The following is a 15,712-nucleotide window of genomic DNA, read 5'->3' as shown; positions in this document are numbered from 1 at the left end:
TTCTCTCTAAACATCAGTAACTCCATATATGCTTATCTAATATGATGCCAATGTATTACTGATGCTGATTCTGTCAAGTAATTTCTCATCATTTATTTAGATACTATTCGTGTCAAGCATGGACTTTTTTCTATGGAGTCTGAATACACTAATCCAAAAATATAGATAGCTTGCGGTGAAGACCTGCACCGCATAGTCTGAGCAGGACTTTAATGAGATGAAAACATTGAGTTGGAGGTTACACCAACATTTGGGATTCAACTTGGAAAGATTAGGCTTAAAATGAAAAACCTTGGATAAAGGAGAAACATGATGACAAAACCTTATGAGTTAATACTGGGAAAGACCGGATTCATCACTCTGATGCTGATTGCTATGTTGCCGGTAATCTGAATAAAAGAGATTTAAGTAGGTTCATTATGAGTACTATTGATCATGACATGCTAGTGTCATGTCAAGCATTCCGTGTCGTAATAAACACACCGTCATTCCAGCGAAGGCTGTGCGAAAACTATGAAGACAGCACAATATTTATGAAATCAGTTTACTGTTTGTGTCTCCTATTACCGGGAACTGTCATTACAGAGCCCAATGCTTACTGTGCGAAAACTATCTGTTATGTTGCCAATAGTTTTCACACAGCCTCCTTCGCTGGATTGACAAACGCACTGGCAAGCTTGACATGACACTAGAGAGATTCAGAGGAATCCGAGAAGAGAGGCAGAGAAAAGTGATTCCGACACTCGTCAATCATCCACGAGTGTATTCTTGGAATGCCAAACTACACCGAATCTACCGCGGGGAGAGAAAAACCTACCTCAGTTCAAACTCCGTGTTCACCGTCACCGAAATGCTTTTGCTGCGCGTGCTGGTATTGTAAAAGCCAAAGTCGGATACGTCCGTGGAATATGGTTCCGTGATCTGGAAAACCCCTGCGCGGGCAGATTTGAGATTGCCGAGTTTGGATTTGGCGGAGCCGACGATCTCCTTCGCGCGCGCCAGAGCATCTGCGGTGGCTTCTGCGATGAGCTGTTTCTTTAAATCCGGCAGCTTGGAATAGAGGAATTCGAGGTTGGATTGCTGCAGGAGCAAGCCACGGTCGGCAAAGAAATCCGGATTCAGCGCAATCGCCTCCACCTTTGTGATATCCGAGCTGAGCACATAGATGAGTTGGTTGACGTTGTAGGAAGTGATGTTTCCATAGTTGTCGAAAGTTGGCTGGCTCGTCGGGGGTTGAATGTTGATGTCACTTTCGGCGAGTCCTTTGTCCAGTAGCTGTTGCTTGAAATCGGCGACGTCTTTGGCAAGAGTATTATAAGCGCTTTTCAGGTTGCCGAGATCGGTGTTTTTTTGCACCCCGAGTCTCCATTTAACGAGGTCGGATTCAAAGAGTTTGCTGGAGTATCCGGTTACGCGTAAGCCGTCGTCCACCTTCTTTCCCTGCAGATAGAAATAGCCGATCAGGATCATGCCGATGATGAATCCGACGGCGATGACACTCGGAGCGCTCGTGGTTGATTTGGACTTGCGGAGGTGATCCGGAACGATGAAGATCAATACCGCCGCAAGCGTGAACAGCAGGATGTTTAAAGGCATAATTACCTCCCTTATTTATCTTGGAAATAGCTGAGAAACCTGTATTCTCCGGTGATTTCCACTTTTCGCTGAAATCCGTCGTAGCTGAAATGCAGGTTCAGACTTTGATAGGGCAGCAGGTTTTCCGCCAGCTCTGGCCACTCGATCAGTGTGATCCCGTCTTCGATCATGTCGAAGATGCCCAGATCAAGCAATTCGCCTTCGGTTTTCAGCCGAAAGAGATCGAGATGATAGAGCGGGATTCTGCCGCAGTGATATTCTTTGAAAAGGACGAAGCTGGGGCTGTCGATCTCTTCCAGCACTCCGAGGGATCTACCCAATTGCTTGGCAAAGAAGGTTTTACCCGCGCCCAGGTTGCCATATAGAGATATGACATCACCCGGCACGAGCAGCGGTGCGACGTATGCCGCCAGGTCGATGGTGTCCTGTTCGCTAATCAATTGTATGGTCTGTATCATTTTAACCTCATAAATTGGCGTTATCGGAAAAAAAGTCCCAAAAGCCGGTCAAATCCCCATCCATAGGGGGTTCGAAGTACTCATGGGACCTATCTGTCTTATTGCAATCCTAATAAACAGGATAGCGGGTTTTGGCGATCATGCCAGAATTATTTCAGCCTTTTGCTGCGACAGGTGGCGACGGGGAGCACCATCTCTTCCATTGAGACTCCGCCATGTTGGAAAGTGCCGTTGAATTGCCTCTGGTATTGATGATAGGCATTGGGATAGACGAAATAGTAATCGTCCTTGGCAAAGATGAAGTTGTCCACAATGCTCTTGGAGGGCAAGCCATACTCGGATGGTTTTTTGGCAAACATGGCATGGCGGTCGTTGGCGGAGAGGTTCTTTCCTTCTTTATAGCGCACGGTGGTAGAAGCATCGCGGTCTCCGACCACCTGAGTGGCGCGGTTGACCTTGATCGATCCGTGGTCTGTGCTGATGACGCAGATGGCGTCCTGCTTGGCGATCAGTTTGAGCGCTTCATAGAGCGAGGAATGCAAAAACCAGTGTTTGGTGAAAGCGCGCAAGCCTTCCTCGTGGGGGATTGTTTCCTGTAATATCTGATCCCGCGAGCGATGATGTGCCAGGAGGTCGAGGAAGTTATAGACGAGCACGACGAGCTTTTCCTTGTTCCAGGTTTCAATCTTTCTAAGGACGAAGTTACCCTCTTCCATGTTGAAGATCTTGACGTATTTGGAGCCGGGATCGAGCTTGTAACCGAGCTCGGTGATGTGTTCGTCCAAAAGCTGGTGTTCGTTGCGGTTGCGGGAGTTATCCAGTTCGCCGGAGGTCACCCAATATTCAGGGAATCGCTTGGCGATATCAATGGGCAGGAGTCCGCTGAAGATGGAATTGCGGGAATATGGTGTGGCGGTCGGCAGGATCGAATAATATAGATCGAGTTCCTCGTCAAAGAGTTCTTTGATATAGGGTTGGATCGCCAAATACTGATCCAGGCGCATGCAGTCGATGATGATGAAATAGATCGGCACCTTGCTGTCAAAATGGGGTGCGATGTATTGCGAGATGACATCGAAAGAAAGGTTTGGGCGTTCGTCGCTTATCAGCCATTTGCGGTAGTTGCGTTCCACATAGTTGGTGAATTCGGTGTTGCAATTGCGCTTTTCGAGGAAGTGGGTCTGGCGCAAGCCGTCGTCGTTGACTTCGTCGATCTGCAGTTCCCAATATGCCATTTCGCGGTAGATATTTGCCCATTCCTGCCAGTCCGGCGAAGTGAAGAGGCGTTGGTTTAGCTGTCCGATATAGCGGGTATATTGTTCGCCGATCTGGTTGGCGCGAATCTCATCGGCTTGGAAGATCTTCTTGATCGCCATGATGATCTGGCTGGGATTGATCGGTTTGATCAGATAGTCCGCGATCTGAGAGGCGATAGCTTTGTCCATCAACCCTTCCTCCTCGCTTTTGGTGACCATCACGATCGGCAGTCCGCTGTTGATGCGTTTGATCTCTTGGAGGGTGGCGAGTCCGTCCAGCCCCGGCATCATTTCATCCAGGATGATGAGGTCATATTTATTTTCCAGCACGTGCTCGATGGCGTCCGCGCCGTTGTTGCAAGTATCCACAAGGTAGTTGCGTTCCTCGAGGAAGAGCACGAACGGTTTGAGCAGATCGATCTCGTCGTCCACCCAGAGTATTTTCATCTGTTTCAATTGGTATCCTCCTTGTTGCTTTGAAGTTCAGTCTCAAAGGCGCGTTGGCGCTCTTTGACGAGTAGTTTGACCTGTTCAGGATCGGCGTCCTGAAAGTAAAGCGCGAGCCTGAAATTAAGCTCTGAGCGGGAACAATTGAACCATGCGATCATCTTCTCCATAAATTGATCCACAAACACCTTGCGGAGGTCGGGATCTTCATCTTTTTCTTTGTCCTTGAGCTCCTTGATGTGGGAGCGCAAGTCTTTGGTAGGCATTCCTGCGGCTTTTTCCACCCAGGCGTCCCGATCTTCCCAATTGGCTTTTTGCACTATGGGACGGATCATTTGCAGGCGGTCAAAACCGATATCCTTGATAGTGGATTCGTCCACGTCCATCTCTTCGATGAAGAGATCGAAGGTCTGCGCCAGTTTTCCTGCCAGAGAGCTGCTCATCTTATATTCGTTTTCCACGAAGTCTTTGAGGCTTTCATAGCCCTTGAATCTGTATAGCTTGCCGCGTTTGATCTCGGAAAGAAGCTGGCCGAGGATGAGGAAATTGTCCTCGAGCTGTTCTTGGAGGGAGGCAACGGCGTTGAATTTCTCCTGAGGAGTCATGTTTTCGGTGTTTTCAAACTTTTCTTTCATCGGTATTGGGTTCCTTACGCTTTATTTATGGGATAATATACGTGTTCGGCGGCGGGGAAAACTCCGCTGCGCACATCATGTCCATAGCTTTTAATCGCTTCTACGATCCGCTCACTGATATCGGCATATTGTTTGACAAACTTGGGATGCATGCCGGAAAGCCCCAAGATGTCGTGATAGACGAGCACCTGCCCGTCGCAATACCTGCCCGCGCCAATGCCAATGGTGGGAATCGTCAGATTGCTGCTGATTTCTTGTCCCAGGGCTTCGGGGATGCCTTCCAGCACGAGCATGAAAGCTCCGGCGGCTTCGATGGCGGACGCCTGATGCAGCAGATCTTCATATTCGGCTTCGGTCTTGCCCTGAACTTTGTATCCGCCGAGGCGGTGAATGCTTTGAGGCGTGAGACCGATATGCGCACAGACCGGGATTTCGCAATCCACAATGCCGCGTATGGCATCAAGGCGTGAAGCAGAACCGCCTTCGAGCTTGACCGCGTTTGCTCCGCCGCGGATGATCAGCTCAGCAGCGTTCTGTTTCGTGTCTTCAATGCTGAGATGATAGCTCATGTAGGGCATATCCGCGATGATAAATGCGCCTTCAGCTCCTCTGCGCACTGCTGCGCTGTGATAGGAGATATCATCGATCGTCACGTCAAGTGTGGTTTCATAGCCCAGCACGACCATGCCGAGGCTGTCTCCCACGAGTATGATGTCCATATCGCTTTGCATGGCGCAGCGAGCCATTGAAAAGTCATAGGCGGTGATCATCGTGATCTTTTTGCCGTTTGCTTTCATGGTTTTGAAGGACGCCACGTTGAGCAGCTTTTCCTTAGTCATTGTCAACTGCCTCTCCTTCGCCTTCGGTTGTTTCCGTCGTTTGCCGGCTGGTGTCCGTATCCGAAAGATTATCTCCTCCGAAACCGCCGTGGTTGATCACCATATCATAGATGATGGCACCGTTATGATACCAGCCGAGAAATCTGCCGTGGAGCCTGCCTCTGTGATAATTGGCGCTCATCTGTGGGCTGCCGTCCGGATACCAAAGATACATTGGTCCATGCTGCAGTCCTCGTAGCAAGGTGATCAGGCGCAAGGGCTTGCGATCGGCATAGACTTCATACGCAAAGCCGGTATAGGGTGCGCCACGCAACAGATAGACGCTATCCGCATGGCTCAGATTATCAACCAAAACCGCCGATTTCGGTATGCCAAAGCGCTTGAGGAAATCATATTCATCACGGGCGCCTTGCCCAGACAGAGAAAGGCAAAGACTGATAAAGATCAGGGCAATAATGGTTCTGCCGAGGGTTTTCATTCACACCTCCAAAAAGCATTGTAAATAATGTGTTTATCTTCATTTGAGCGTTGGTCAAGACGTGATTCTGCAATCACGCCAAGTGTTTTGATCACTTCCGTGACCCGCCCCTTTTTCGTCAACTGATATTTACCAGACAGTATAGTCCGTTTGAGTTCAAATCCCAACTTAAGATCCGTAAAAGTTAGTTAAATTCACGGATTTATGCGGCTTGAGATGATTCTTTTACTCTTGAAATATGACCACCCCAATCCACCTAACAGAGCTAACAGACTGAGTATCAGTCCCGCAAAGCTGAGCCTCACTCCCTGTTTGTAGGAATCCGGAGCAAAGACCAGGCGAAGCTGATGTTTTCCTGCGGGAATCTTCAATCCGCGTAGGGCGTAGTTGGCAGCGTGGATGGGAATCTCGGTTTCGCCAAGATATGCTTTCCAGCCCGCTGGATAATAGATCTCGCTCAAAACGAGGAAGGCGTCTTTGTCCGTGCTCACCTCATAGGCGAGTTCGTGCATTTCTGCTTTGGTTTGCACTACGGAAGCGGAATCGGGAGCCTGAACCCCACCGATCTCTTCTTCCACGTATGCCACGCGGCGCGGATCGAAAGTGGCAATACTCATCAGTGACAGGATGGAATCCGCGGGTGCGACTTTTTGCACACCGCTCACAAACCAAGCTCTGGGAAGAGCGGTTTTGTTTTTATAGATATAAAGTCCCGTCTGGCTTGCGAAAGCGTGATCAATCTGGTTCAAAAAAGCCACATATGGAATCGAATCCGGGAAGACGATATATTTGGTGGAAAGCATGTCCAGCACGGGTGTCGGAGTTTCCTTTCCACGCCCCTCGAAGACTCCTCTCAGATAGCGGATCCATTCACCATCGCTACCGGTTTTGGAATCCCCCTGAATGACCTTCAACAGGTCGTCATAGCGCTTCAGCTTGGCTGCGGAATAACCATCGATGCTCTGATGATGATATGCCCATTCGCCGGCGGGACGCACTTGCCCGACGTTGAAAGGATAGATGCGGAAGTTGCTTTCGTCCTGCCTGAGGAAGGCGTCGAAATCCTGTTCGACAAAGCGGTTGCGGTGTTTCTGCGCGGGATGGATATCCTTGAGATGCTTGCCGGTGTAGAGCCATAGATCGATGAAGATGATCATCGTGATCAGCAGAAGGAAGAAGGCTTTGGACATCTTTTTCACGCTGTGCAGATATGCCAGCCCGAGTGAAACCGTGAGGAACAGAAAACTGAGCAGACCGCTTTTGTAGAGCGCATCCAGGCGCAAAGCCTTGAGCTCCGGCAGGCGGTTCATCAGGTTGCGGCTTTCGAGCTGTGCCAATTCTCCGGCATTGGTAAATTGCAGTCCCCAAAAGAAGGTCTTTGCCAGCGCGAGCCAGATGATAAAGACCGCGCCGCTGATCCAGAAAGCTTTGAACAGTCCTTTGGAATATGCCGCGCTGCCATCCTTGCTTTTCTGAATGACGGTATCCAGTCCCAAGCCCGCCAAGAGCACGAAATTGATCTGCACCATGGTCAGGATCATCGAAGGAACGCGGAACTTGTTGAAATAAGGCAGATATTTGAGCAGCAGATCGGAAAGCATTGGTGAAAACTGGCCAAAGGACATCAGAGTAAAGATCGTCGAGGATATCCACAAAAAGAGCGCCAGGCGGCGGTGTTTGCCGCTCAGAGCAAGGGCTCCGAAAGCCAATACCACGATGCCGAAATAGTTATAGATCTGCGTAAACGGCATCCAGCCCCAATAGTTTTGATTGATCCCGCCAAAGAAATCCGGCACGATCAAGCCAATGATCTCCCAAGGATGGAAACTCCAGCCCTGCGCATAGCTCGTTTCCAGTCCGGAAGCACCGCCACGCATGGTATAGTGGCTATATTCCATCGTGGAAAGATAGGGATTCATCACCGCCAGCAGAGTCAATCCAAAAGCGCCTGCGGTCAATGCTGTGAAGATGGCAAAATCCTTCCACTGCTTGCTTTTAAGCGTTTCGATCAGCGTATAGACCCAATACATGCCGATGAAAAGATAGAGATAATAGCTGATCTGAGGATGATTTTCCCGAAGCTGCACGATCAGCATCGTCGCCAGAAAGCCGAATCCCAGCAGTCCCGGCTTGCTCTTCAGATAGATCAGCGCCCAGATCACCCAGGGGATATACATGATGGCGCGGAATTTGGTGTTGTGACCGATGTCCAGCAGCCCCACCCAATGACAGGAAAAGATGAACGCTACCGCTCCCGCAAAGCAGATCAGCCAATCCATTTTCAGATGCCGCAGCAGGAAAAAGATGCCAAGTCCTCCCAAAAACAGCATAAAGATGCGCCAGTTGATCACCTTATCCGTCATGCGAGTCAGGCTTTCGAGGAAGGGAAAACGATTGGGAAAGCTGATCATATATGCCGGCATGCCGGAAAACATACTCTGCGTCCACAAAGCCCGGTCGCTGTGTTCGCGGTTGTAATCGATGATCTTTTTTGCCGCGCCTTCCCATTGAGTGATGTCTTCCGCCAGAGGAGCCTCGCCTTTGTAAGCAACGGGAAAATAGATCGCGCTGAGCAGAACGAACAAGCTCAAAATCAGGATCAACGGCAGATATTTGTTCATCTCGAAACCACCGGTCAGTCTATGCGAGCCCATGCCGGCAGCGACCTGTTTGCCCTTTGGGGCAGGGTGTGACATTTTGGGGTTGACATTTTTCTTGGACATATAAATCCTCATCCAAAAGAGTATTTAAGCCATCTTAATTTGATCTTGACAATCGGTCAAGCACAAAATGCCGATGGCTCATTTCCAAGGAGCTTTGCATGATCTTTGAATTTAAAAAAAGGATCTTCGGCTATGACTGCGACGTCTATGGCCACCTCAATAACGCCAGCTATTTGCAGCTTTTGGAAGCTGCGCGCGCCGAAGCGTTGATCGCAATGGATATGTCTATTTCCCGTATGCAAAAGCTCGATCTGCAGATATTTATCCTGCGTTTCGAGCTGGACTATCTCAAAGCTATCGACCTCGAGGACACCGTCACGGTAAAAAGCTGGTTTCACAAAACGAACCGGCTCAAAGGCTTCTGGGTACAGCAGATATTTAATTCCGCGGGAGAGCTATGCTTCGAAGCAAACATGATCGGCGTCTTCGCCAGTGGCGGTAAGGCAAAACGCCTGCCGATGGAAATCTATGAGCATTTCCTCAAGTTTGTCGAAAGTGAATGAATGTTGCATTGGAAAGAAAAAAGAACTTTCAGCGAACCTGTCGGAGAACGCCTCCTCATGGAACGCCGACGTCCCCGTCGGCGATAATAGCGATCAACCTGACCGATTCGCAACCTGTAGTCCTTTCGCAAATCTGTAACCGATCCTGCGGGAAAAACCGACGGGGACGTCGGTAATTCCATAATCAAATGGAACGCCTCCTCATGGAACGCCGACGTCCCCGTCGGCGACAGCAGCCACGATTTTATCTCAGATCAATAGAAAAACTATAAATCCCTCTTTTCTGCCGCTCTTCTCTGATTTCTCTGAATCTCTGCAGTGAACAAAACCTCGGTTTCTCATCTTTAACCACTATCTTCATACAAATCACCCACAGCCGAATCGGAGTTCGGCTTCCCAATGGGTAGCTCACCATTTGTGGTTGAGTTCAAGAGCGAAACATAGCCAAGAAACTATAGCAGTTGCCCCAACATCTCCAGCAATTCTTCTCTGGTAAAGGGTTTGGATAGATAGTGCGAGCAGCCGTGGGCAATGAATCTTTCACGGTCTCCGACCATGGAATAGGCGGTGACTGCGATGATGGGAGTGGTTTTGTGCAGCTCCAATCGGCGGATCTGATCCACAAGTTCCAGTCCATATTCTTCATTGCCGAGGTTGATGTCCAGCATGATGACGGGATAGTGATATTCGCTTGCAATGCGTAGTCCGGCTTCGCTGTTGGTGGCAAAATCGAGTTTGGCGGTTAAGAGCAGGAACTTTTCAATGAGTTGGCAACTGATGCTGTCATTGTCGATGAGGAGGATCCTTGGTTTCACTTTTTTATTTCGGGTTTTTTCCGCGGAGTTGGCTTCCGGATAATCGGTTTTTTCCGGCAGATCGTAGCTCAGTGGATTCAGATACTTTTCCGGAAAGGAAATCGTGAAGGTGCTGCCGATGCCGATCTCACTTTCCACACTGATGCTGCCGCCCAAAAGTTCGGTGTATCTTTTGGAAATAGTCAGCCCCAAACCGGTACCGGTGAATGTGCGGTCATAGCCTTCGCTGACTTGGCGGAAGCCGTCGAAGATGGTTTCAAGACGGTCACTCGGGATGCCGATGCCGGTATCGACAATGCGGATCTGGGCTTTGCAGCCGTCGATCTCCTGAACGATATCGACATAGATACTGACGCTGCCGCGATTGGTGAATTTGATCGCGTTGTTGATCAGGTCGTTGATCACATGTTCAAGCAAGTGCGGATCGCTGACCAGGTTCAAAGCTTCTTCGAGAGGGTGCAATTTGAGCTCCAAACCCTTGCGCAGGGCTGCGGCTTTGAAGAGATTCGCCTTATCGTTGACGAAAGTGTTCAGATCGAAACAGCTCATGTGGATGTCCTGACGGTTGGCTTCGATGCGCGAAAGATCGAGGATGAGGTTCAGCGTGTTCAAAAGGCGTTTCCCTGAGCTGTTGATGGTTTGCGCCATGTCCTGTTGTTCGGAATCCGAGATCATGTTTGAGAGCAATTCGGAATAGCCGAGGATGCCGACTAACGGAGTGCGCAGTTCGTGGCTCATATTTGCCAAAAAGCTTGATTTGAGGCGATTCATCTCTTCCGCTTTGTCGCGAGCCTGGATCAGTTCGGCGGTCATAAGTTTTTTGAGGGTGATGTCTTCCTTGACGCCGAGGTAATTGATGATCCTGCCTTCTTTGTCCGTCACGGGAGTGATGGAGGCGCTTTCCCAATACATATCTCCGTTGGCTTTGCGGTTGTGAAATTCTCCATTCCAGGTGTCTCCGGAGCTGATCGTGTTCCAGAGCTTGGCATAGACTTCGTCGGGCGTCTCTCCTGATTTTAGGAATCTGGGATTCTTGCCCAAAACCTCATTAGCGGAATAGCCTGTAATGCGGCAAAAGAAATCGTTCACATATTCGATGTTACCGCAAATGCCCGTGATCATGATGGAGACGGGGCTTTGTTCCACCGCCCTTGAGAGCTTGAGGATATGTTCGTCGCTTTTGCGGTTTTCCACCATTTTCCAGACGGAATCCATGAGCAGGGTCACCTGCAGGACGTCCGTGTCCGAATAGTCGCGGGGTTTATTGGCAAGTGCGATCACCGCCATCACTTTGGCATCATAGATGATGGGGATACTGATAAGATTATTGATGGTATCGTGCCAATCGGGAACACCATTTCCATAGAAACTGGAGGTCTTTAAATCGTTGATGATCATTGGCTTGGCATCTCTGATCGTGTGCATCGAGATGCCATTTTCCTGTAATCTGATCTTTTCTTCCTGGTTATCTGGGCTATGTTCCCCATGCCGGTAAAGGCTGTTGATGATGTAGTTGCCGTCCGCGTCCGGGGTGCTGCTCATGATGTAGCCAAGTTTGCTTTCTGACAGGCGCACTGCTTCGCTGAGGGCAAAATCGAGAAAACCCTGCACGCTTTCCGTCTTGTATTGAAGAATATTGGCAATGCTGGTGAGGCGTTCGATGTTTCGGCGGATGTGTTGCTCGGCTTTCTTGCGTTCGGAGATATCCGAAAAGATGATCTGGATGGAAGGTTTGTCGCGATAGTTCAGGATTGTGGCGGTCACTTCCACGGGAGCGGGAGAGCCGTCTTTTCTTTTGAAAAAGTACTCGGCGGGAATGAGGTCCTTTTCGCCGGGGATCAATTTGGCAAGATCGATAAAAGCGTCCTCGATACTGAGTTCGTGGATGAAATCTCTGATCGGATTTCCGATCAATATTTCGGGGTTCTTTTCTCCGATAATGCGCGCGCCTTCTGGATTGATGAACATTATCTTTTCGTCGCTGAACAGGCCAATACCGATGGGCGCCATGTCCAGAAGCAGGCGATAGCGTTCCTCGCTGTCCCTCAGGGCGCTTTCCGCTTTGAGGCGTTCGCGGCTGGCGATGCTGAGTGCGATCTGATCCGCCAATTGGAAGGCAAAGGAGATTTCATCCACTTCCCAGTGATGTGCTTGGTTGACGTGCTCGAAACAGATCGCACCATAGTCCTTGCCGGAGGAGCGGATAACGATATCCAGCATGGATCTGATGTTGTTTGGCTTCAGATATGTCTCGACGTATCCCTTGGTGCGGGGATCTGTATAGGGATCGTCGGCATCCATCCATTTATCTCTTTTGAGGAAGGCAAATTCAGACCGGTATTCGCTTTCGAGGAGGATGAAGCCGGAGCTGTGTCGCTTGGGAGTGGATTCATAGAGATCGATGCAATTGAGCAGCGGCTGGCTTTCGTCGAAGAGCCAAACGCTCACACGTTCGACTTCCATCACATTTGCAGCCATAGTAGTAATCTCATGGACGAGGGATTCGACATTGCCGAGGGGGACACTCTGGGAAACTGAGATATGGGTCATGCTATTGCGCTGCAAAGCGTAGCGGGCGAGGGAATCGGACATTTTTTGCTCAATCACTCTCCGGGCAGTGATATCCTGCATCATGGCAAAGGAACCGACAAAGTTACCGGCTTCGTCCAGGATCGACGTGGCGGAGATTATCGTCCAAAGAGCAGATCCGTCCTTTTTGCGGGAGCGGCGTTCATAGACGTCGTTTTTGCCGATCTTGCGTTCTTTGAGCCGTTTATAGTGATCCGGGAGATCGTCTTCAAAGAGAAAATAGGATGGGAGTTTGCCAATCAATTCCTCATTACAGTAGCCGAGCATTTCGCAGAACTTCTGGTTCGTTTCCACGATCCGGTGCTCATGATCCATTGTCAGAATACCCTCATTGGCGGTTTCGAAGATCTGGCGATACTTCTTTTCGATTTCGTGGTGCCTGATTTCCGCCAGTCTTCGGTCGGTGATATCACGGATGATGGAAAGATAGCGGTCGTTTCCGCAGGGCACGAAACGGGAATCGAAATAGCGGAGCTGACCAAGCTCGAGGCTATACTCGTGGACGTAGATGTTTCCCGTATCCCGCACATGGTGGATCGCTGTGAGTGTCTCGTCGGCAAGATGTTTTGGCAGCATGTCATAGACACTTTTTCCCAACATGTCCTCCGGCTTTGCCACCATCATGGCTTCGTCCACCACGCGACAATCGAGATAAATGCCGTTTTCGTCGTAGAGAAACATCAGATCGGGATTTGAATCCAAAATTGCCTGATAGCGTTCACGGCTGTCCCTGATCGCGTCCTCGATCTCTTTTTCGATGGTGACGTCTCTGGCGCTGCCCACGGTGCCGATGAATCTGCCGTCAGGATCGTAAAAAGGAGTCTTGCGCACGTCGAGGCGCAGGAAGTTCCCGCAGATGTTGCCATATTCGTCAAAGCGATGTGGTTGCTGGGTTTCGATCACGATGGTGTCCGAATCACGGCAGATTTCTCCAAAGGTGTGCCAGTTTGGATCATCGGGATGCAGGTCTCTCTGCCTTTGGGCAAAGAACATATCCGTCTTACCGATCGGTTCGTCCGTGTCCTTGGCGTTCAGCACTTTGCGGCAGAAGACTTCGTTGGTAAAGAGGTAGTGGTTTTGGGTGTCTTTTGCCCAGATCATGTCCGGAGAATTATCGCACATCGGTCGCAGCATCTGATAGAGCTTTTGATAATCGCTTTCGCTTTGCAGATGCAGCAGATGTTTTTGCTGGCATTCTTCCTCGGCGCTGACAAAATTGGCGATGATCTCCATGAAGGCGAGGTTTTCTTCGTCGAAACTTTTTTCCCGGGAAAAGAAGGCGCAGAGCACTCCGATGGGATGGTCGCCGATATAGATGGGGTGTCCGATGTAGGATTTGAGTCCATGGCGTCTAACGCATTTGGAGATTTCCGCGTATTTGGAGCTCGGAAGATCGGTGATTATGTAGCTCTCGTTTGGTTGCTGAAGCATGGTTGCCTGGCAGAGGTGATGTTCACGCTTTTCAGAGTGTGTCATTTCCGGCGGGGCATTCCAATCACAGCGGCACTGCATCTCGCCATCCACCAAGGCGTTGTAGAGAACAAAATCCGCTTCCAGCAGATCACCGCAAAGAGCAAGGAGGTTTCTGAGATTGGTCTCATAATCCCTGCCGGATGACTTCAGTCCTTCCTTAAAGACCAGCATGTGTTTCAAATACTTCTCATATAATACTCGAGGCTGCATTTTCACGCTCCAGTTTAATATATTCTGCATGGGAAAGCCGCAAACGAACATGGCTCTGCAATATTCATCGCTTCGTTCTATAAAGTTCATACACAATAAAAGCTCTGCCGCTGTCAAGATATTTCGCTTGCATAGGCTATAAAACCGGTAGATTTATCTATTTACAAGGCATTACCACCGCGCTAAAAGCTGATGGCGAGATAAAAGATTGACGAAATATGCGGCTATGCTGTTTTGACCTTCATGCTGAAATGTCGAATTATGAATCTTGTGATTCTTGCTATAATCCTGATCGGCGGAGCCTGTGCCGTCACCGCGGGGAACATCTATCCCCTGCCGCAGGCGTATCTGAAAGAGAACCAGCTTTTTGACGAACTGAAGAAGATCGCACGTGACAACCCTGCCCTCGTGCGGCTGCACATCATTGGTTTTTCCTCCACAGAGCAGATCCCTCTCTACGCGCTTGAAATCGGACGTCCGGTGAGCAAACGCAAGGTGCTCATCATCGGACAGCACCACGGGGACGAGGTTTTGGGCGTGGAGTTTGCGCTTTCCTATGCCAAAGAACTGGCGGAAAAGGCAACAACGGATAAAAAGGTTTCCCGCATCCTTGATGAATTTCACTTTTGGATACTACCCACGATCAATCCCGAAGGCTTCCGCATCGTGAGCGAAGGGCGTTATCGCTTCAAACGCAAAACCAACCGCGATACGGACAACAACGGCAAGCTTGACCTTCGCACGGACGGAGTCGATCTGAACCGAAACTATCCCATCTTCTGGGCAAATGACGTCCCCAGCCTGATCACCGGTCCATATTACAAAGGCCCCAATCCCGCCTCGGAAGAGGAAACGAGAGCAATGATCAACCTCGCGCAGAAACACCGTTTTGAACTGGCGATCTTCTATCACAGCTCAGTCTCCGGTGCATACAGCGAAAAAATCTATCTTGCCGCCTACGATACAAACGTGGAAAGCCAGCAAAAGCTCTATGACGACACCCATAAATTTGCCCAAGCCTATGCCAATCGCCTGCGCAGAGACTATCGCCGCGGACACTATGAAGTGCCAAATGGAAACAGTTCACGGGTCGGAAACGCCCGCAACTACTTTTTCCACGTTCATCAAAGCAAAGCCTTCCTTGTGGAAATCGGCGGTATCAACAAAAAAGGCATCAGCGTCATCCACCCCCCCGCGGACAAGATGATAAAGATCGTGGACATGCACCTCAAAGCACTGAACAAAACCCTCTACGAATCCATCGAAAGCGAAGAGAAAAAACCATGAAGGTTCTGGACGCCGACCGAAAGCAATCAGCAGCACAATACTTATCTCACATCTCACATCTCTCATCTTTCACCTCTCATCACTCATCTCTGAGCCCAAGTATCCACCTTTCCACTTTCGCAGCATCTGCATGCTGCGCTACATCATGTCCCTAAAAAATCCGGTTCTTCCCCCATAGCAATACGGAATCAATACGGACTCATTACGGACTAAGTCCGTATTGACTCCGTAATGCTAAAGAGGAAGAACAGACATAAATGCAATAATACCAATTCGCTTTCATATATCCAAATTCATCCACTTAAAATAGGTCAGTCTTGAAACCATATCTTTGTTGTTGTCCAGGTATTCAAAGCTATCAATCAGGGCATTCTGTACTTCATCCATTGACCCGTAGGCCGTG

General features: G+C 49.6%; 10 protein-coding genes. 2 read left to right on the top strand and 8 right to left on the bottom strand.

What is annotated here, in order from left to right:
- Positions 1-813: 813 nt before the first annotated feature.
- The 7 genes from Q8M98_03225 to Q8M98_03195 all read right to left on the bottom strand — a co-directional run bounded on the left by Q8M98_03225 (position 814) and on the right by Q8M98_03195 (position 8,432).
- Entirely contained in the window at positions 814-1,596 is a 783-nt protein-coding gene (locus tag Q8M98_03225; GenBank protein MDP3113767.1) for an SIMPL domain-containing protein, read from the bottom strand.
- An 11-nt stretch (positions 1,597-1,607) separates the two neighbouring features.
- Positions 1,608-2,054: a tRNA (adenosine(37)-N6)-threonylcarbamoyltransferase complex ATPase subunit type 1 TsaE gene (tsaE, locus tag Q8M98_03220; protein MDP3113766.1), complete on the bottom strand. Its 447-nt coding sequence runs from the start codon at positions 2,052-2,054 to the stop codon at positions 1,608-1,610.
- Positions 2,055-2,203: 149 nt separating this feature from the next.
- The gene (locus Q8M98_03215) at positions 2,204-3,757 is read right to left on the bottom strand and encodes a response regulator (GenBank protein MDP3113765.1); all 1,554 of its coding nucleotides are present in this window, start codon (positions 3,755-3,757) and stop codon (positions 2,204-2,206) included.
- 5 nt (positions 3,758-3,762) lie between these two features.
- Positions 3,763-4,392: a hypothetical protein gene (locus Q8M98_03210; protein MDP3113764.1), complete on the bottom strand. Its 630-nt coding sequence runs from the start codon at positions 4,390-4,392 to the stop codon at positions 3,763-3,765.
- A 14-nt stretch (positions 4,393-4,406) separates the two neighbouring features.
- Complete coding sequence (gene panB, locus Q8M98_03205) at positions 4,407-5,231, bottom strand: 3-methyl-2-oxobutanoate hydroxymethyltransferase (protein MDP3113763.1); 825 nt, start codon at positions 5,229-5,231, stop codon at positions 4,407-4,409.
- Positions 5,224-5,709 (bottom strand): hypothetical protein, encoded by a 486-nt coding sequence (locus tag Q8M98_03200; protein ID MDP3113762.1) that lies wholly within the window; start codon positions 5,707-5,709, stop codon positions 5,224-5,226. Before Q8M98_03200 ends, panB begins: the two co-directional genes overlap by 8 nt.
- Before the next feature lie 194 nt (positions 5,710-5,903).
- Complete coding sequence (locus Q8M98_03195) at positions 5,904-8,432, bottom strand: YfhO family protein (protein ID MDP3113761.1); 2,529 nt, start codon at positions 8,430-8,432, stop codon at positions 5,904-5,906.
- A 98-nt stretch (positions 8,433-8,530) separates the two neighbouring features.
- Here Q8M98_03195 and Q8M98_03190 point away from each other — a divergent pair, with 98 nt between their 5' ends.
- Entirely contained in the window at positions 8,531-8,935 is a 405-nt protein-coding gene (locus Q8M98_03190) for a thioesterase family protein (protein MDP3113760.1), read from the top strand.
- A gap of 452 nt (positions 8,936-9,387) precedes the next feature.
- Here Q8M98_03190 and Q8M98_03185 read toward each other — a convergent pair whose 3' ends face one another.
- On the bottom strand, positions 9,388-14,112 hold the full coding sequence (locus tag Q8M98_03185) for a PAS domain S-box protein (GenBank protein ID MDP3113759.1): 4,725 nt from the start codon (positions 14,110-14,112) through the stop codon (positions 9,388-9,390).
- Positions 14,113-14,265: 153 nt separating this feature from the next.
- On the opposite strand from Q8M98_03185, the gene Q8M98_03180 reads away from it, so the two are divergent.
- Positions 14,266-15,309 (top strand): M14 family metallopeptidase, encoded by a 1,044-nt coding sequence (locus Q8M98_03180; protein ID MDP3113758.1) that lies wholly within the window; start codon positions 14,266-14,268, stop codon positions 15,307-15,309.
- Positions 15,310-15,712 lie beyond the last annotated feature (403 nt).

The sequence above is a fragment of the Candidatus Cloacimonadaceae bacterium genome (assembly GCA_030693415.1).
Taxonomy (GTDB): Bacteria; Cloacimonadota; Cloacimonadia; order Cloacimonadales; family Cloacimonadaceae; genus JAUYAR01.
Note: the sequence above shows the minus strand (reverse complement) of the source record. Positions and strands in the feature narration are given on the sequence as shown.